Annotated in this window: 17 protein-coding genes and 3 pseudogenes; 17 read left to right on the forward strand and 3 right to left on the reverse strand. The window is 66.5% G+C overall.

Annotated elements, in window-relative coordinates; genetic code table 11:
- Positions 1 to 3 precede the first annotated feature (3 nt).
- The 12 genes and pseudogenes from urtC to SFA35_RS16515 all read left to right on the forward strand — a co-directional run bounded on the left by urtC (position 4) and on the right by SFA35_RS16515 (position 9,080).
- Entirely contained in the window at positions 4 to 1,206 is a 1,203-nt protein-coding gene (urtC, locus tag SFA35_RS16460; RefSeq protein ID WP_320571606.1) for an urea ABC transporter permease subunit UrtC, read from the forward strand.
- On the forward strand, positions 1,203 to 1,961 hold the full coding sequence (gene urtD, locus SFA35_RS16465; RefSeq protein WP_320571607.1) for an urea ABC transporter ATP-binding protein UrtD: 759 nt from the start codon (positions 1,203 to 1,205) through the stop codon (positions 1,959 to 1,961). The genes urtC and urtD overlap by 4 nt, the downstream gene beginning before the upstream one ends.
- Positions 1,962 to 1,974: 13 nt before the next feature.
- A complete protein-coding gene (urtE, locus tag SFA35_RS16470; protein ID WP_320571608.1) occupies positions 1,975 to 2,664 on the forward strand; it encodes an urea ABC transporter ATP-binding subunit UrtE in 690 nt (229 codons plus the stop codon).
- Between the two features lie 33 nt (positions 2,665 to 2,697).
- On the forward strand, positions 2,698 to 3,927 hold the full coding sequence (fmdA, locus tag SFA35_RS16475; protein WP_320571609.1) for a formamidase: 1,230 nt from the start codon (positions 2,698 to 2,700) through the stop codon (positions 3,925 to 3,927).
- Between the two features lie 166 nt (positions 3,928 to 4,093).
- Complete coding sequence (locus tag SFA35_RS16480) at positions 4,094 to 4,441, forward strand: zinc ribbon domain-containing protein (RefSeq protein ID WP_320571610.1); 348 nt, start codon at positions 4,094 to 4,096, stop codon at positions 4,439 to 4,441.
- A gap of 49 nt (positions 4,442 to 4,490) precedes the next feature.
- Positions 4,491 to 5,243, forward strand: coding sequence for an ABC transporter substrate-binding protein (locus SFA35_RS16485; protein WP_320571611.1), 753 nt, complete (start codon positions 4,491 to 4,493; stop codon positions 5,241 to 5,243).
- A 69-nt stretch (positions 5,244 to 5,312) separates the two neighbouring features.
- Positions 5,313 to 5,732, forward strand: coding sequence for a DoxX family protein (locus SFA35_RS16490; protein WP_320571612.1), 420 nt, complete (start codon positions 5,313 to 5,315; stop codon positions 5,730 to 5,732).
- Between the two features lie 91 nt (positions 5,733 to 5,823).
- Positions 5,824 to 6,648 carry an alpha/beta hydrolase gene (locus SFA35_RS16495; protein WP_320571613.1) on the forward strand — a complete coding sequence of 275 codons (825 nt, stop codon included), beginning with the start codon at positions 5,824 to 5,826 and terminating at the stop codon, positions 6,646 to 6,648.
- Complete coding sequence (locus SFA35_RS16500) at positions 6,641 to 7,807, forward strand: PAS domain-containing sensor histidine kinase (RefSeq protein WP_320571614.1); 1,167 nt, start codon at positions 6,641 to 6,643, stop codon at positions 7,805 to 7,807. Before SFA35_RS16495 ends, SFA35_RS16500 begins: the two co-directional genes overlap by 8 nt.
- Before the next feature lie 23 nt (positions 7,808 to 7,830).
- A pseudogene (locus tag SFA35_RS16505) lies at positions 7,831 to 8,013 on the forward strand (helix-turn-helix domain-containing protein); the annotation flags it as partial.
- A 20-nt stretch (positions 8,014 to 8,033) separates the two neighbouring features.
- Positions 8,034 to 8,183: pseudogene (locus SFA35_RS16510) on the forward strand (cupin domain-containing protein); the annotation flags it as partial.
- Positions 8,184 to 8,444: 261 nt separating this feature from the next.
- A complete protein-coding gene (locus SFA35_RS16515; protein ID WP_320571615.1) occupies positions 8,445 to 9,080 on the forward strand; it encodes a hypothetical protein in 636 nt (211 codons plus the stop codon).
- Between the two features lie 5 nt (positions 9,081 to 9,085).
- Here SFA35_RS16515 and SFA35_RS16520 read toward each other — a convergent pair whose 3' ends face one another.
- Positions 9,086 to 9,982, reverse strand: a complete 897-nt coding sequence (locus SFA35_RS16520; protein ID WP_320571616.1) for an NAD-dependent epimerase/dehydratase family protein — start codon at positions 9,980 to 9,982, stop codon at positions 9,086 to 9,088.
- A gap of 196 nt (positions 9,983 to 10,178) precedes the next feature.
- Between SFA35_RS16520 and SFA35_RS16525 the strand changes: the two genes are divergently transcribed.
- Positions 10,179 to 10,973, forward strand: coding sequence for an SDR family oxidoreductase (locus SFA35_RS16525; protein ID WP_320571617.1), 795 nt, complete (start codon positions 10,179 to 10,181; stop codon positions 10,971 to 10,973).
- 17 nt (positions 10,974 to 10,990) lie between these two features.
- Here SFA35_RS16525 and SFA35_RS16530 read toward each other — a convergent pair whose 3' ends face one another.
- Positions 10,991 to 12,421, reverse strand: a complete 1,431-nt coding sequence (locus tag SFA35_RS16530) for an MBL fold metallo-hydrolase (protein WP_320571618.1) — start codon at positions 12,419 to 12,421, stop codon at positions 10,991 to 10,993.
- A gap of 167 nt (positions 12,422 to 12,588) precedes the next feature.
- Positions 12,589 to 14,694 carry a response regulator gene (locus tag SFA35_RS16535; protein ID WP_320571619.1) on the reverse strand — a complete coding sequence of 702 codons (2,106 nt, stop codon included), beginning with the start codon at positions 14,692 to 14,694 and terminating at the stop codon, positions 12,589 to 12,591.
- Positions 14,695 to 14,943: 249 nt separating this feature from the next.
- On the opposite strand from SFA35_RS16535, the gene SFA35_RS26775 reads away from it, so the two are divergent.
- The 4 genes and pseudogenes from SFA35_RS26775 to SFA35_RS16550 all read left to right on the forward strand — a co-directional run bounded on the left by SFA35_RS26775 (position 14,944) and on the right by SFA35_RS16550 (position 17,617).
- Entirely contained in the window at positions 14,944 to 15,327 is a 384-nt protein-coding gene (locus SFA35_RS26775; protein WP_414058410.1) for a hypothetical protein, read from the forward strand.
- A complete protein-coding gene (locus SFA35_RS16540; RefSeq protein ID WP_414058411.1) occupies positions 15,228 to 16,070 on the forward strand; it encodes a metallophosphoesterase in 843 nt (280 codons plus the stop codon). Before SFA35_RS26775 ends, SFA35_RS16540 begins: the two co-directional genes overlap by 100 nt.
- A gap of 114 nt (positions 16,071 to 16,184) precedes the next feature.
- Positions 16,185 to 16,298: pseudogene (locus SFA35_RS16545) on the forward strand (MerR family DNA-binding transcriptional regulator); the annotation flags it as partial.
- Positions 16,299 to 16,360: 62 nt separating this feature from the next.
- Positions 16,361 to 17,617 (forward strand): NADH:flavin oxidoreductase/NADH oxidase family protein, encoded by a 1,257-nt coding sequence (locus tag SFA35_RS16550; RefSeq protein ID WP_320571620.1) that lies wholly within the window; start codon positions 16,361 to 16,363, stop codon positions 17,615 to 17,617.
- Positions 17,618 to 17,629 lie beyond the last annotated feature (12 nt).

The following is a 17,629-nucleotide window of genomic DNA, read 5'->3' on the forward strand; positions in this document are numbered from 1 at the left end:
TGCATGAATGCGCTCGACAAACTATTGGGTGGCCGCCAGGGCACCGTCGGCCTGCTGATTCTGGCGGCGCTGATCCTGCTGGTGTTCCCGCTGTGCCTGGACGCCTTTCGTCTGAACATGGTCGGCAAGTACCTGACCTACGCCTTCGTCGCGGTCGGCCTGGTGCTGTGCTGGGGCTACGGCGGCATTCTCAGCCTTGGCCAGGGCGTGTTCTTCGGCCTGGGCGGCTACTGCATGGCGATGTTCCTCAAGCTGGAAGCCTCGACGCCCGAAGCGACCAAGATCCAGTCCACCCCCGGCATCCCGGATTTCATGGACTGGAACCAGATCACCGAACTGCCGGCGCTGTGGGTGCCTTTTCACAGCTTCACCTTCACCGTCATCGCGGTGATCGTGGCCCCCGTGCTGCTGGCCCTGGTGATCGGCCTGGCGATGTTCAAGCGGCGGGTCGGCGATGTGTACTTCTCCATCGTCACCCAGGCGATCGCGCTGATCCTCACCGTGCTGATCGTCGGCCAGCAGGGCCTGACCGGCGGGGTCAACGGCATCACCGACCTCAAGACGGTGATGGGTTGGGACATCACCAGCGACAGCGCCAAGCTGACCCTGTACTTCATCAACGCCGCGCTGCTGCTGGGCTGCATCGTGCTGGGCAAGTTCATCCTCGCCTCCAAGCTCGGCCGCCTGTTGATGGCCATGCGCGACAAGGAAGAGCGGGTGCGCTTCTCCGGCTACGACGTGGCCAGCTTCAAGGTCTTCGTGTACTGCGTGGCGGCGGCCTTCTCGGCCATCGGCGGGGCCATGTTCGCTCTGCAGGTGGGCTTCATGTCGCCCTCCTTCGTGGGCATCGTGCCGTCCATCGAGATGGTCATCTTCGCCGCCGTGGGCGGGCGCATGTCGCTGCTCGGCGCCGTCTACGGCTCGTTGCTGGTGAACTACGGCAAGAGCTATTTCTCCGAGTCGTTTCCCGAACTGTGGCTGTACCTGATGGGCGGGCTGTTCATCGCCGTGGTCATGTACTTCCCCAACGGCCTGGCCGGGGTCTGGGACAGCCAGTGGCGACGCTTTCGCGCCCGCCGCCAGCGCCCGATGCCACTGCCACCGACGCCACTGCCACCAGTCGCCACGCCGGCTGCCACCGAGTCGCCCGCGCACAGCCTTCCCAGCCAGCCCCTGCCCACTCCGCCAGTCGAGGTGCAACCATGACCGCCGTCGGTTTCCAGATGAATAAACCGGTGCTGGCCATCGAAGGCCTGACCGTGTCGTTCGACGGCTTCAAGGCGGTCGACAACCTCAACCTGTACATCGACCGCAACGAGGTGCGCGTGGTCATCGGCCCCAACGGCGCCGGCAAGACCACGGTGCTCGACCTGATCTGCGGCAAGACCCGCGCCACCAGCGGCAGCATCCAGTTCGACGGCCGCGAACTGACCCGAATGCACGAGTACGACATCGTCCGCGCCGGGGTCGGGCGCAAGTTCCAGAACCCGTCCATCTACGAAAACCTGTCGGTGTTCGAGAACCTGGAGATGTCCTACCCGGCCGGGCGCAAGGTGCTCGGCGCGCTGTTCTTCAAGCGCACCAGCGAGGTGGTGACCCGAGTCGAGCAGGTGGCTGCCGACATTTTCCTCAGCGAGTTGCTGCAGCAACAGGCCGGCCTGCTTTCCCACGGCCAGAAGCAGTGGCTGGAGATCGGCATGCTGCTGATGCAGGACCCCGACCTGCTGATGCTCGACGAACCGGTGGCCGGCATGAGCGTCAGCGAGCGGGTGCAGACCGCCGAGCTGCTCAACCGCATCAGCCAGGGCCGCTCGGTACTGGTGATCGAGCACGACATGGAGTTCGTCAAGAGCATCGCCCACAAGGTCACGGTGCTGCACCAGGGCAAGGTGCTGGCCGAAGGCAGCATGGAGTCGGTGCAGAGCAACCCCAAGGTCATCGAAGTCTATCTGGGTCATTAATGAGGGGCCGTACATGTTCAACGTCAAACAGCTGTCCTGCGGCTACGCCCAGAGCCAGATCCTGCACGACCTCGACCTGGATGTGGCGAAGCAGGAAATCGTCGCCATCATGGGCCGCAACGGCATGGGCAAGACCACGCTGTTCAAGAGCCTGATGGGCATCCTGCCGCAGTGGCGCGGCCAGGTGCAGGTCGACGGGGTCGAGGTGTCGACCCTGGAGACCCACGCCCGGGTCGGCCAGGGCATGGCCTACGTGCCCCAGGGGCGGATGATCTTCCCGGCCATGAGCGTGCTGGAAAACATCCAGACCGGCCTGCCCGCCTCTGCCCGCGGCGTGGTCCCGCAGGACCTCTACGACCTGTTTCCGGTGCTCTACGACATGCGCGGGCGCAAGGGCGGCAACCTCTCGGGCGGCCAGCAGCAACAGCTGGCGATCGCCCGGGCGCTGGCCACCAACCCCAAGGTGCTGCTGCTCGACGAGCCCACCGAAGGCATCCAGCCCTCGATCATCAAGGACATCGCCCGCACCCTCAAGGACATCCGCACCCTGCGCCAGCTGACCATCGTGGTCTCCGAACAGGTGCTGTCGTTCACCCTGGACATCGCCGACCGCTTCCTGGTCATCGAAAAAGGTCGCTTCGTGGTCGAGGAGACCCGCGCCAACGTCGACGAAGCCACCATCAGCCGTTACCTGTCGGTGTGACAGGCCGTTCTACTACCGGTAAGGAGCAATGCCATGACTGAAACATTGATCAAAGTCGACCTGAACCAGCCCGTGACCGAGAACGAACAGGTGCACAACCGCTGGCACCCGGACATCCCCATGGCCTGCTGGGTCAAACCGGGCGACGACTTCATCCTCGAGACCTACGACTGGACCGCCGGCGCGATCAAGAACAATGACGATGCCAGCGACGTACGCGACGTCGACCTGTCCACCGTGCATTACCTGTCCGGGCCGGTGGGCGTGCACGGCGCCGAGCCTGGCGACCTGCTGGTGGTCGACCTGCTCGACATCGGCGCCAAGCCCGAGTCGCAATGGGGCTTCAACGGCTTCTTCTCGAAGCAGAACGGGGGCGGCTTTCTCACCGACCACTTCCCCCTGGCGCAGAAAGCCATCTGGGACTTCAAGGGCATGTTCACCAGTTCGCGGCACATTCCGGGCGTCGAATTCGCCGGGCTGATCCACCCGGGGCTGATCGGCTGCCTGCCCGACCCGGTCATGCTCGCGGCCTGGAACCGCCGCGAGCAGGAGCTGATCGACACCGACCCGCACCGCGTACCGCCCTTGGCCAACGCGCCGATGGCGCCGACCGCGCACATGGGCAAGCTCAAGGGCGACGCCCGCTACAAAGCCGCGCTGGAAGGCGCGCGCACCGTGCCGCCGCGCGAGCATGGCGGCAACTGCGACATCAAGGACCTGTCGCGCGGCTCGAAGATCTTCTTCCCGGTGTACGTCAACGGTGCCGGGCTGTCGGTGGGCGACCTGCACTTCAGCCAGGGCGACGGCGAGATCACCTTCTGCGGCGCCATCGAGATGGCCGGGTGGGTGCACATGAAGGTCGAGCTGATCAAGGGCGGCATGGCCAAGTACGGCATCAAGAACCCGGTGTTCAAGCCCAGCCCGATCGTGCCCAACTACAACAATTACCTGATCTTCGAAGGCATCTCGGTGGACGAACAGGGCCAGCAGCACTACCTGGACGTCAACGTCGCCTACCGCCAGGCCTGCCTGAACGCGATCAACTACCTGACCAAGTTCGGCTACTCGCCCGCCCAGGGCTACGCCCTGCTCGGCTCGGCGCCGGTGCAGGGGCACATCAGCGGCGTGGTCGACATCCCCAACGCCTGCGCCACCCTGTGGCTGCCGACCGACATCTTCAAGTTCGACATCAACCCCAACGCCGAGGGCCCGATCAAGCACCTGGACGGCAGCATCGACCTGCCGATCGCCCAGGATAAATGAACTGACGCGAGCCGCATGTCTGGTGTGGGACGGCTTGAGTGGGAGGGGGCAAAGCCCCCGAGCTTTTGACCAAAGGCCAAAGGCCAAGAGCTCGGGCGCTTCGCACCCTCCTACCCTGCCCCCACCCAGCCAACCTGTAGCCCCTTTCCCTTACCGAGGAAAACCCATGCCCCTCTACGAATACGACTGCCCCAGCTGCGGCGACTTCACCGCGCTGCGCAAGATGGACGCGCGCAACGAGCCCTGCGCCTGCCCGTTGTGCGCCCAGCCCTGCCCCCGGGTCATCCTCACCGCACCGGGCCTGGCCACCCTGGCCGGCAATACCCGCAAGGGTATGCAAATCAACGAGCGCGCCGCCCACGAGCCGAAAACCCTCGAGCAGTTTCGCGACAGCCGCCGCCACCCCAGCGGCTGCAGCTGCTGCGGCCCGAGCAAGCCGCTGGCGCCGACCCAGGCCAACCCCCATGCGCTCAAGGCCAAGCCCAGCGGGCGGCCGTGGATGATCAGCCACTGAGCCCACAGGCGTCTACACTGAGCTAGCCCTCATTCGCCAAGGCTGCGTCTTGAAGCATTTCGCCCTGATCGCCCCATTGATCTGCCTGCTGCTTGCCCTACCGGTGCAAGCTGCCAGCTATCAGGTGGTGACCGAGGAATGGGCGCCCTATAACTATCAGCAGGGTACGCAGCTCACCGGCATGACCACCGACGTGGTGCGCGCGATCATGGCGATCACCGGCGACGACTTTCCCATCACCCTGCTGCCGAGCATGCGCAGCAGCCACGTGCTGCAGACCCGGCCCAGGACCATCCTCTACTCCATGTTCCGCACCCCGGACCGCGAACAGCGCTACAAGTGGGTGGGGCCGATCACCGAAGAAACCATCACTCCCTGGCAGCTCGCCAACACCCTGCAGCCGATCGACTCCCGCGAGCAGCTGCTGCAGGCCCCGCAGATCACCACGCGCCAGGCCGGGCTGATCCCCGACACCCTCAAAACCCAGGGCTTCGGCAATTTGGACCGCAGCGCCGGCAACAACCTGCAGCTGTATAAAATGCTGCTGGCCGGGCGCACGCCGATCATCGTCGGCGACACCGCCGCCGGCGTGGCCTATTACAGCCGGCTGCTGAGCCTGGCGCCGGGCACCCTGCGCCAGATTCCGGTTGAGATCTATCGCGCGTCCTTGTACATCGCCTTCAGCCTGGATAGCGATGACCGGGTCGTGGCGGCCTGGACCCAGGCCTTGGAGCGCTTGCGTCACACCGGCGAGCTGGAGCGCATCCGCCTGCGGTACGAGCAGCCGCTGGACGGCAATTGAAAGCACATTTGGCCAAGATTCGCCGGGGCGGCGGTGCCAAGCTTGCCGCCTCACCCCGCGAGGTCTGCCATGCTCCCTACTCCCCGCCGCTTTGCTCAAGCTCCGGCGGCGCTGCTGCCGCTGGGCCTGTTGTGCATGCGCGTGGCCGTGTCGCTGCTGGTGTTGCACGTACACGGCCTGCCCAAACTGCTGCACTGGCACGAGCAGCTGGCGCTGATCGAGGACCCGTTCGGCCTCGGCGCGCGGCTGACCCTGGGCCTGGCCGTGTTCGCCGAGGTGCTCTGCCCGCTGCTGCTGATCCTTGGCCTGTGCGCCCGCCTGGCCTGCCTGCCGATTCTGGCGGTGCTGGGAGTGGCGCTGGTGTTCGTGCATCCCGAGTGGAGCGTCGAGCAAGGGCAGTTCGCCTACCTGCTGGGCATTCTGTTCGCCGGCCTGGCCTTGACCGGGCCGGGGCCCTGGGTGCTCGGTCGGCGACCCGCCAGGCACTGAACACCGACGCCGGCCTTGCCCTTGGTCTGGCCAAGGGGCATGATTTGCGCACCTCGGCCAACCTGGCTCTGGCTGACCGGAGCAACCCCCCATGGGCCTGGAACATCGCAACAACGTCACCGTGCTGGGGAACGGGCCCGCGACGCTGATCTTCTCCCACGGCTTTGGCTGCGACCAGTCCATGTGGCGCTACCTGTACCCGCACTTCACCGACACCTTTCGCGTGGTGCTGTACGACCACGTCGGCGCCGGGCAGTCGGACCTGAGCGCCTACGATCCGGAGAAATACAACTCACTGGCCGGCTACGCGCAAGACCTCGGCGAAATCATCGAGCAGTATGGCGAAGGCCCGGTGATCCTGGTCGGCCACTCGGTCAGCGCCATGATCGGCGCCCTCGCCGACCGCCTGCTGGCCGGGCGCATCGCCGGCCACGTGATGGTCGGCCCCTCCCCCTGCTACATCGACTCCCAGGACTACGTCGGCGGCTTCAAGCTGGCGGACATCCATTCGCTGCTCGACACCCTGGACAGCAACTACCTGGGCTGGTCCAGCAGCATGGCCCCGGTGATCATGGGCGCGCCCGGGCAGCCGGCGCTGGGCAAGGAGCTGACCAACAGCTTCTGCCGTACCGAACCCAGCATCGCCAAGCAGTTCGCGCGGGTCACCTTCCTCTCCGACAACCGCCAGGACATCCACGGGCTGGCCACGCCGACCCTGATCCTGCAATCGACCGACGACCTGATCGCCCCGGTCGCCGTCGGCGAATACCTGCACGCCGTGCTGCCAGCCAGCACCTACTGCCTTATCCCCAACGTCGGCCATTGCCCGCACATGAGCACGCCCAGCGCCTGCTCCGAGGCGATGGACCGCTTCCTCGCCCCGTGGGCCGCCGCGAGCAGCGTCGCCTATGCCTGAGCGCCTGCCCGACGCCGAGGCGCTGTTCGAGGACGCCGCCTGCGGCCTGGTGGTGACCAGCGAAGACGGCACCATCCTGCGCGCCAACCAGGTGTTCTGCACCTGGGTCGGGCGCAGCCAGGCGCAGCTCGACGGCGTGCGCTTCCAGAGCCTGCTGACCATGGGCGGGCGGATCTTCCACCAGACCCACTGGGCGCCGCTGATCCAGATGCAAGGTTCGGTGGCCGAGGTCAAGCTCGACCTGCTGCACCATGACGGCAGCCTGGTGACCATGCTGCTCAACGGCGTGCGCCGTGAGCATGCCAGCGGCGCCTATCATGAGCTGGCGCTGTTTGGCACCACCGACCGCGACCGCTACGAGCGCGAACTGCTCAGCGCCCGCCAGCGCGCCGAAGAACTGCTCCAGGAAAAAACCGCCGCCGAGGCCGCGTTGCAGCAGGCCAAGGTGGAGCTGAGCGTGGCCTACGAGAAATCCCAGCGCCGCGCGGTGTTCGCCGAGCAGATGGTGGCCATCGCCAGCCACGACCTGAAGAACCCGCTGACCGCCATCAACATGGCCGCCAACGTACTCGCCCGAGGCGAGCGCAGCGCCCGCGAGGCGCAGATGCTCGACCACATCAGCCGCAGCGCCGAACGTGCGCAGCGGATGATCGCCGACCTGCTCGACTTCGCCCTCGCCCGGGTCGGCCCGGGGCTCGTCGTCAGCCCGGCCGCGCTGGACCTGCACCAGCTGGTCGCGCAGAGCGTCAGCGAGCTGCGCGTGGCGTTCCCGGCCGCAACCCTGGAGCACCTCTCGTGCGGGGCGCAACCGGCCCAGGTCGACGCCGACCGCATCCACCAGCTGATCGGCAACCTGGTGGCCAATAGCGTTGCCTACGGCAGCGCGCTGCAGCCGATCACCATCACCTCCGGCGTCAGCCAGGACGCGGCGACCCTGTGGGTGCACAACCACGGCCCGGCCATCCCCGAAGCCCTGGCCGCCAGCCTGTTCGAACCCATGACCCGCGGCAGCTTGAAGGACGACAGCGTGCGCAGCGTCGGGCTGGGCCTGTTCATCGTCCGCGAAATCGCCAAGGCCCATGGCGGCGATGTCACGGTGAGTTCCAGCGAGGGGGCGGGTACCACCTTTTGCGTGACGCTGCCGCAGGTGCGGGGATAGCGCTGGGCGTTCAGTCACCTGCGCTGATACTGGCGGGCTCGAGCCTGGTAGACGCGGCGCTGGCCGCCGGTTTTCACGACCAAAGCCATATGACTCGCCACTTCACAGGCTGTTACGGCGTCTCCCCCCGACGCTGGCTGGAGCGAATCCAAGCCGAGCGTCAAGCTGCAGGATCGTACAAGCCGACATCACTGGCCATTGATTAGTGTGGCGGCTCCCTTCGGGCCCCGGTGAACTCTATGTGGTACCGCGCGGCGTCGAACACCGGACAGCCGCGCAAGGCCAAGCCAAGCTGCTGATGATCGAACCCCGTGGAATCCTGAATACCGGGCGCGAGGGTGGCGAACGCACGGCGCAGAACGACGTGTGGATCTGACAGAGGGAGTACGCAGCGGATGGGGGCGGTGGATTTCTACGCGTCAACCCGCTGGCGGCGCTGTTGGCCAGAAGCGTACATCCAGCCCATTTTCAAGCACAAGCTGTCCTCGGCCTGGCTAGGCCGCAGGTGGCTGAAACATTTCTGAATGGGCGATACTAAGGCTGCACCTGAATGCCGCGTCCCTGAACGCTTGGCCCTTTGGGGCAGAATCGAACCCCTCACCGTGTCTCGACAACCCTCGTCAATGGAATGGCCTGCATGGACTGGTACCGACAGATCGCCTGGAGCGAACAGATTGAAAGCGAGTTCGAGCGTCGGCTTGCCCGCTCGCGAGGGCAGCGTTCGGAGTACCTTCGCATCCAGGCGGTTACCTTGGCCGACCAGGACTTGTCGGACCTTGCGCCAGTGGCTATCAAGCTTGCCAAAAGGCAACTCGAATTGTCTGCGACCGGAATTTCAGCGGCACAGATGTGGGCCACCGTTGCCAAGGGATGCGTAACGCTGGGGCAGTTCGATGAGGCTATGGACGCCTATCGCCACGCTGTCCGTCTCGAAGGGCAAACACCGAATGTCCGCGGACACCATTACCTGGACTTCGCCTGGCACGTTGTCACGAACTCAGTGGTCGCGCTTTACCCAGAGGTGTTGGCTGCCATTGAGCAAAACCTGCAACAGCGGGACCTGATTTTTCCGGCCAACCAGTACCGCTATTTCGCGGCGTTGGCGTTGATCGCTGCTGATTCCGGGGATCGAGCCAAAGCGAGCACCTTGGCGAAAAATGCACTCGCTTCGATCGAAACCAGCCAGGGACCGTTTTGGCGGCTACCTCTTCTCGGACGGGTGAAAAGCCGGGCCGACCCGATTAGAACCCGGCTTGAGCAGCTCGCGCGGTGATGCAGTCATGAAAGCATCTCGCGGCTGATCCACTCGATCACGCTGCTGCGCGCCGGCTGCCAGCCCAGCAGCGTGCGCGCGTGTTCGCCACGTACCCGGCTGTTGGAGCCCAGGCCGTAGTTGGCCATTTCGTAGCCCCACTCCTGCTCGGCCTCTGCCAGTGGCCAGTCCTGGGCGGCGCCCAGGCCCATGGCGCTGGCCATGGCGGCGGTCATGTCGCGAAAGCTCGCCTCGCCGCTTTCGACGAAATAGAAGGTGCCGGCCGGGGTTTTCTCCAGCGCCAGCAGGTACAGCTGCACCACGTCCTCGATGTGCACGTTCGACCAGATGTTCTCGCCCGGCCCGACGTGACGCACCACCCCGCTCTTCTGCGCCTGTTTGTACAGGCGCGGCAGTTGCACGCTGTCGCGGTGCACGCCCAGGCTGTGGCCGTAGATCAGCGTGTTGCACAACACCGCCGAGCGGATGCCCTGGCTGGCGGCCGCCAGCACCAGGTTGTCGATGGCCACCCGCGCGGCCTTGTCGGCGGTGGGCTCGGGCAGTTGGCCCTCGTGGTAGATGATGTCGCTGGCCCGGCCGCCCGAGGCGTCGCCGACGATGCTCGAGCCGCTGGTGTGCAGCAGCACCTTGCCCGAACCGCGCAGGCCTTCGACCAGCGCCAGCACGGCGCCGCGGTGGTCGCTGCTGGCGGCGTTGATGACGGCATCGGCCTGGCGCGCCTGCTCCTGCAGCAACGCCGAATCCTCGAGGGTGCCGACCACCGGGGTGATCCCCAGCGCCTGCAGCTCGGCGGCGTGCGCTGAGTTGCGCACCAGGCCCGTAACACGGTGCCCGGCGCGTACCAGGCCGGTGGCGATGGAACCGCCGATGAAACCGGATGCGCCGGTGACGAAGATGTTCATGCTGTAACCCCTTGCCGATAGTGACGATGAGCTCAGTATCTACCTGGGCTTGCGCGGGAAAAATGCCGGTCCGGCCAATTCAATTTTGCCTTGGGGGAACGAATCGAGCCTGGCGTCCGCCTTTTTGCCCGTCACGCCCTCGCCGATCCTGGACTAGCCTGAGGCTCGAACCTTTATCCCTGTTCGAGGAGCCAACATGAAAATCGATTTGAGCGGCAAGCGCGCACTGGTCACTGCATCCACCGGCGGCATCGGCCTGGCCATTGCCAAGGGCCTGGCCGAAGCCGGGGCCGAGGTGGTCATCAACGGTCGCAGCCAGCAGTCGGTGGATGACACCTTGACGCGCCTGGCCGGCGAGTTGCCGGGGGCAGTGCTCTCGGGCATCGCGGCGGATCTGGGCAGCGCCCAGGGTAGCGACGCGCTGGTCGGCAGCGCCGGGGCTATCGACATCCTGGTCAACAACGCCGGCATCTACGGCCTGCAGGACTTTTTCGACACCGACGACGCGCTCTGGGACCAGTACTGGCACACCAATGTGATGTCCGGCGTGCGCCTGAGCCGGGCCCTGTTGCCGGCCATGGTGGAGAAAGGCTGGGGCCGGGTGGTGTTCATCTCTTCGGAGTCGGGGCGCAACATCCCTGCCGACATGATCCACTACGGTGTTTCCAAGACCGCCCAGCTGGCACTGTCCCGCGGCCTGGCCAAGCGCGTGGCGGGCAGCGGCGTCACGGTCAACAGCGTGTTGCCGGGCCCGACCCTGTCCGATGGCCTGGCCGCCATGCTGCAGGAAGAAGTGCAGCGCAGCGGCCAATCACTGGAGGCGGTGGCCGCCGATTTTGTCATGGCGCACCGCCCGACCTCGGTCATCCAGCGCGCTGCCAGCACCGAAGAAGTCGCCAACATGGTGGTCTACATCTGCTCGCTGCAGGCCAGCGCCACCACTGGCGCCGCAGTGCGAGTGGACGGCGGCGTGGTCGATGACATCGTCTGAGGCCAGGTGCGCAGGATTCAGGGGATGCTGATGTCCACCTCGCGCCCGGCCTCGCGGTAGCGTTCGGTCAGCACTTGCGCCAGGCAGCGCTTGGACTGGTCTTCGCCATGGATGAGGCGTATCTCCGTGGGCCACGCCTGCATCCGCGTGACGAAATGGACCAGGTCGGCCTGGTCGGCGTGGGCCGAGTAGCCGCTGACGCTGTCGACCCCGGCGCGGATCTCCAGGCGGCTGCCGTCCAGGTCGACATAGCCGCCCTCGGGCCCGTGGGTCTGGATGGCCCGGCCCGGGGTGCCCTGGCCCTGGTAGCCGACGAACACCACGTTGTGCCTGGGGTCGCCGAGCATGGCCTTGAGGTAGTTGACGATCCGCCCGCCCGAGCACATGCCATTGCCGGCGATGACGATGGCCGGCCGGGCGGTCTGGGTCAGGTGCTCGACGATGCGCAGGTGCTCGTCGTGGCCTTCCACGGTGATCAACTGCTTGAACGACAGCGGCTTGCGGCCGCCGGCGACACGCTGCACGGCGTCTTCGTCCCAGAAGCCCTGCAGCGCCTGATAGGTGTCGGTGAAGCGCCGCGCCAGCGGCGAGTCGAGGATGATCGGCAGGTGCGGCCAGTCGATTTCCGGGCTGTCCTGCCAGGCGGGGGCAGCGGCCGGCAGTGCGCTGTGCTCGTGCAGCAGCTCCTCAAGCTCGTAGAGCAGCTCCTGGGTGCGGCCGATGCTGAAGGACGGGATCAGCACCGTGCCCTGGTCCGCCAGGGCGCGCTCGATGGCCGCTTGCAGGCGCTCGCGGCGGTGCGCGCGATCTTCGTGCAGGCGGTCGCCATAGGTGCTTTCCAGAATCAGCAGGTCGGCGCGCTCGGGCGCTACCAGGTCAGGGAGGATGGGCGAGTGCGGCGCGCCCAGGTCGCCGCTGAACACCACTCGGGTGCTGCTGCCCGAGGCGGTCAGGTCCAGCTCGACATAGGCCGAGCCCAGCACATGGCCCGCCGGCTGCAGCCGTATCCTGCAGCCGGCCGGGTCGCCGTCGAGCAGGGTGAACCATTCCCCGTAGGGCACGGCAATGATGCGTTTCTCCAGCACTTGCAGGTAACGCTGCAACTGGCTCTGGTCACGGCTGATGGACAGCCGGAACGCATCCTCCAGCACGATGGGCAGCAGCCGCGCCGAGGGCTCGCTGCACAGGATCGGCCCCTCGAAGCCGGCCGCCAGCAGATTGGGAATGCGCCCGACGTGGTCGATGTGCACATGGGTGACGATCAGTGCCTTGATGCCTTCGATGGAGAAGTCCAGGCCAAGCGGGTCTTCCCCGCCCTGATCTTCGTCGCTGCCCTGGAACTGCCCGCAGTCGATCAGCAGGCTGCTGGCGTCGTCCATCCACAGCTGGTGGCAGGACCCGGTGACGCCCAGGCGGGCGCCGTGATGGATTATCTTGGGACTGTGCATCGGACTTCCTCGGCTATGCGGCAGGCGCCTGCGGCTCAAGGGACCGTCGCAATCGATGCGGGCCGCCGGCTGGCCTTATTGTCGTTGTGAAATTCTGGCAGCGCCGGATCGCTTTGTTTCAAATCATGGGCGAGGGATGCCGACCAGTGGCTTGTGCCCGCCCGCCTTCACGACACGCGAGCCATTTCAGCGACCACGCCGCGCAAGGTCTGCAGGTCGATGGGTTTGCGCAGAATCATGGCGTCGGCGATGGAGTCCAGGGCCAGGGTGTCGGAATAGCCGCTGATAAAGACGATCGGCAGATCGGGCTGGCGGGCCCGGGCCTTGCGTGCCAGTTCGGCGCCGTTGAGCCCGGGCATCAGGAAATCGAAGATCGCCACAGCCGGTTTCACGTCGTTGAGTACGCGCAGGGCGCTGAAGCCGTCCGCCGCCTCCAGCACCTGGTAGCCCTCCAGGCGCAGCGCGTCGACGAACACCGATCGCACACTGTCGTCGTCGTCCACCACCAGCACCTGGCGGTTGAGGCTGGCGGGCGATGCCGCGCCTTGAGCGTCAGGTGACGAGCTGAGGCAAACCCCGGCCTCGACCTGGGGCAGGAGGATCTGCACGACCGTGCCCAGCCCCGGCGTGCTGTCGATGCGCAGATCGCCGTTCGATTGCAGGCAGAAACCGTAGACCTGCGCCAAACCCAGGCCGGTGCCTTTGCCATGCTCCTTGGTGGTGAAGAAAGGTTCCGTGGCCCGGGCCAGCACCTCTTCGCTCATGCCGCTGCCGCTGTCGATGACGTCGATGGCCACCAGGGCCGGAAAGCGCCCGTGTGCGGCGACCTCACGGCAACGGATGAGCAGCGAGCCGCCCTCCGGCATCGCATCCTTGGCATTGAGCGCCAGGTTGAGAATCGCCAGCTCCAGCTGGTGGCCGTCGGACCTGACCCATAACGACGGGTCCGGGTACTCGATCGACAACTCGATGGTCAGGCCCATGGCGTTGCTGATCAGGTCGCGTACCGCCTGCATCACCGGGAGCAAGCCCAGGTCGTCCAGCGACAGCCGCTGGGTTCGGGAAAAAGCCAGCAGCTGGGCGGTCAGCTTGCTGCCCTTCTGAGCGGCGGTCATGGCCCGGTTCAGGTAAGTGCGCGGCTTGCCGTCCGACGGTACGGAGCGCTGCAGCAGCTCCAGATTGCCCGAGATGGCCATGAGCAGATTGTTGAAGTCGTGGGCGATGCCGCCGGTCAACTGGCCCACGGCCTCCAGGCGCTGGGTGCGGCTGATGACGGCCTCGACCGCCTTGCGTTGCCGGGTCTGCTCTTCGAGCTCGCTGACCCGCGCGGCCAGTTGCGCCTCGAGGTCGGCCCTGATGCGGCCCTCATCTTCGGCTCGCTTGCGCCGGGTGTCGTCCAGGCGCGACAGCGCCCGGCCGTTGCGGATGATCAACACCACCAGGGGCACAAAGGCACAGATGCTGATGATCGCCAGGGCCGCCGCCGGCCCCACCAGGCCCGAGTGAATGGCGTGGGACAGCCCCCAGCCGATCACCAGGATGGCGCAGGCGACCATTAGCTGGAGGCGCGTCACCCGCCCGGCCGGGTGTTCGCTGAAAAGAACGCCGGCGTACCCCTGCTGGCTGTTGCGCAGCAGGCTGGCCACCGACAGCAGGATCAGCGCGAGGGCCGTGTGCAAGGCCATGGAGTTGAACAGGAACATCCCGTACAGGTCTTCGACCCCGTAGCCGTACCCCAGCACGGCAATCGCCCCTATGGCCAGGGTCAGCGCCGCACAGAGGTCGGTCAGGCGCGGGCGCCCAAGCCGCCGCGCGGCCTGCGCAACCACCAGTAGCGCGAGGCAGGTCGCGGTGGCCACCGAAGTGCGGCCAATAACCGAGGCGCCGAAGAGCCGCTCGACCACCCACTCGCTGACCAGGTCATGGCCGAGCAGCAGTTGCGCCGCCAGCGCCAAAAGAGCGATGGCACCTGCCGCCCCAGCGCACCACCAGAACACCCGCGCCTGCCGGCTGGGGATCAGCTTGGTCACGGCAACCAGGGCGATGCCCAGGGCGGTCATCGGCGACATGCCCTGCAGCGTCGGGGCCAGGGTGATGAACAGCGGCCGATCGAGCACATACCCCAGCAGCACCACGACGCTCGCCGCCAGGGCGGCCAGGCACAGCAGCGCTGCAACGCGTTCGATCATTCTCAGGGTAGCGGCCGGCAACACGATGGGCGTGCGGGAATCCTCGACCCTCGTGGGCGATGAGGCTGCTTTGAGCTCAGGCATGGACATCTTCACCTTGGTTGGTCGGTCTGTTCCCTGACCACCCACCGGTGTACAGAAAGGGCGCTCAGTGTCGGAATCTACACTGCCGGCAGACCCGGGGGAAGATGGGACGCTCCGGCCGCCAACCGCGACACGTGCGGCACGCCAGCGCCTGGCCAGTCCATGCAAGCGGCGTGTGTGTGCGATAGTGGGCGCACCGCCTGGCGCCCGATGCGGCGCGCAGGCGGCCACGGTCACAGGAGACGCCTGATGTTCCACCTGATGTTCAGCACCCCTTGCTTTTATGTGATCCTGCGCTTCGTCTGGCCCATGCCCTGGCCCCTGCCCGCCCGGCTGGGCTGTGCGCTGCTGTTGCTGCTTGCCTCGCAGTACCACCTGTATGCCAGGTTCTCTTCGGGCAGCGTGTTTTCGCCGGAATTTCCGCGGGCGCTGCTGCTGTTCTTCAACTGGGCGTTCGGCGCCATCCTGCTGCTGGCGCTGCTGCAGCTGATCGTCGACCTGGGCGCCCTGCTGACCATGCTGGTGCGCCAGCAATGGCTGACATCCCCGCCAGCCTGCGCTACGGCCTGGCCGGCTTGGCGCTGGTACTGGCCGGCATCGGCGTGCAGCAGGCGGCGCGGGTGCCGCCGGTGAAGGACATCGAGGTGCGCATCCGCGACCTGCCCGAGCAGTTCGAGGGCTATACCCTGCTGCAGCTGACCGACATGCACATCAGCCGGCTGTTCGACGAGGCCTGGGCGCGGACGCTGGTGCAGCGCTCGAATGCGCTGGGGGTGGACCTGATTCTGATCACCGGCGACCTCATCGACGGCCCGCTCAGTGCCCGCGTCCGCGACGTGGCGCCGCTGCGCGAGCTGCACGCCGCCGATGGGGTGTATGTCATTCCAGGCAACCACGAATACTTCTTCGACAACGAACAGTGGATGCGCCACTTCGTGACGCTGGGCATGCGCCGCCTGGACAACAGCCACGCGCTGGTCGAGCGCGCCGGCGCCCAGCTGGTGATCGCCGGCGTCACCGACCTCAGCGCGCCACGCGCCGGCCTGCCCGGGCCGGACCTGCACAAGGCACTGGCCGGGGTGCCGGCCGGTGCGCCGATCATCCTGCTCGACCACCAGCCGCGCAACGCCCGCCAGGCCGCCGCCCAGGGCGTGGCCCTGCAGCTGTCGGGGCACACCCACGGCGGCATGATCCGCCCGCTCGCCCCGATCATCGCGCGCGCCAACGAGGGCTTCGTGGCCGGGTTCTACCGCGTCGGGGGCATGCAGCTCTACGTCAACAACGGCACGGCGCTCTGGCCCGGGTTCGCCCTGCGTCTGGGCGTGCCGTCGGAGCTGACGCGTATCACCCTCAGACGCGCGGTGGAGCCGGGTTGAGGTCGGCAAGCGCGGCCCGATGCGGCGCCGGCCGCCCGGCAAGGCGCACTTGAAGTAAGCTTGAACCTTGGACCTTGAACCTTGAGCATTGCACTCGGTGCGAGGAGATAGCAGATGAGAATAGGTGAACTGGCCAGGATCAGCGGCCTGGCGGCTTCTCGCATTCGTTTCTACGAGGCCAGCGGGCTGATCAAGTCGGTGGCGCGCAGCGCCAACGGCTATCGCGACTCGGTTGACCTTAAACCTTACTTCAACCTTAAGGTGGCCGTACGTTGATCGAGGATTGCCCCATGAAAGTCTCTGCCCCGCTGCTGCTGCCCAACGGCTCGACCCTCAAGAACCGTCTCGCCAAGGCGGCCATGGAAGAAAACATGGCCGACGCCGATCAGGCGCCCTCCGAACAGTTGCTGCGGCTTTACCAGGCCTGGGCAGACGGCGGTGCCGGCCTGCTGATCAGCGGCAACGTGATGGTCGACGGCCGCGCCATGACCGGCCCTGGCGGCGTGGTGCTGGAGGACGAGCTGCAAATCGCCAAGTTCCAGCGCTGGGCGCGCATCGGCCAGTCCGGCGGCGCGCAGTTCTGGCTGCAGATCAATCACCCTGGCCGGCAGATGCAGGCCAATCTGGGCCAGCAGACCTGGGCACCATCGGCTGTCCCACTGAGCCTGGGCAAGCTGTCCAAACGTTTCGCCACCCCCCAGGCAATGACGCCCGAGGTGATCGCCGAAGTCGTCCGGCGCTTTGCCCGCACGGCGGCGCTGGCCGAACAGGCAGGCTTCAGCGGGGTGCAGATTCACGCGGCCCATGGCTACCTGCTGAGCCAGTTTCTGTCGCCGTTGAGCAATCAGCGCACGGATCAATGGGGCGGCTCCCTGGAAAACCGCGCGCGCCTGTTGCTGGATATCGTCAAGGCGGTGAAGGCCAGGGTGTCCGCCGGGTTTGCCGTGGCAGTGAAGCTCAACTCTGCGGACTTCCAGCGCGGTGGCTTCACCGCCGCCGACGCCCGCAGCGTGGTCGAACTGCTCAACGGTACCGGCGTGGACCTGGTGGAGCTCTCCGGGGGCAGCTACGAAGCGCCAGCCATGCAAGGCGAGGCGCGCGATGGTCGAACCCTGGCGCGGGAAGCCTATTTCCTCGAATTTGCCCGCGATATCCAGACCGTGGCCCACATGCCGGTGATGGTCACCGGCGGGATACGCCGCCTGCCCGTGGCCGAGAGCGTCGTCGACAGCGGGGTGGCAGTGGTGGGCATGGGCACGGCCCTGGCCCTGGAGCCCGGGCTGCCGCGCGACTGGTTGCAAGGCACCGACAATGCCCCGCAGCTGCCGCCCATCACCTGGAAAAACAAGGTCCTGGCGTCCCTGGCCAACATGGCGGTGGTGAAGTTTCAACTGAACAGGCTCAGCCGGTCGAAAAAGCCCACCCCCGGCGTGTCGCCCCTGCGCGCCCTGATCGGGCAACAACTGGCCATGGCCTGCCGCACTCGTCGCTATCGGCGATGGGTGAGCCAGCCGTCCCGGCCTGCCGGCCTGGGCAGCGGCCAATGACCGCAGCTATCC

Source organism: Pseudomonas sp. HR96 (assembly GCF_034059295.1).
Taxonomy (GTDB): domain Bacteria; phylum Pseudomonadota; class Gammaproteobacteria; order Pseudomonadales; family Pseudomonadaceae; genus Aquipseudomonas.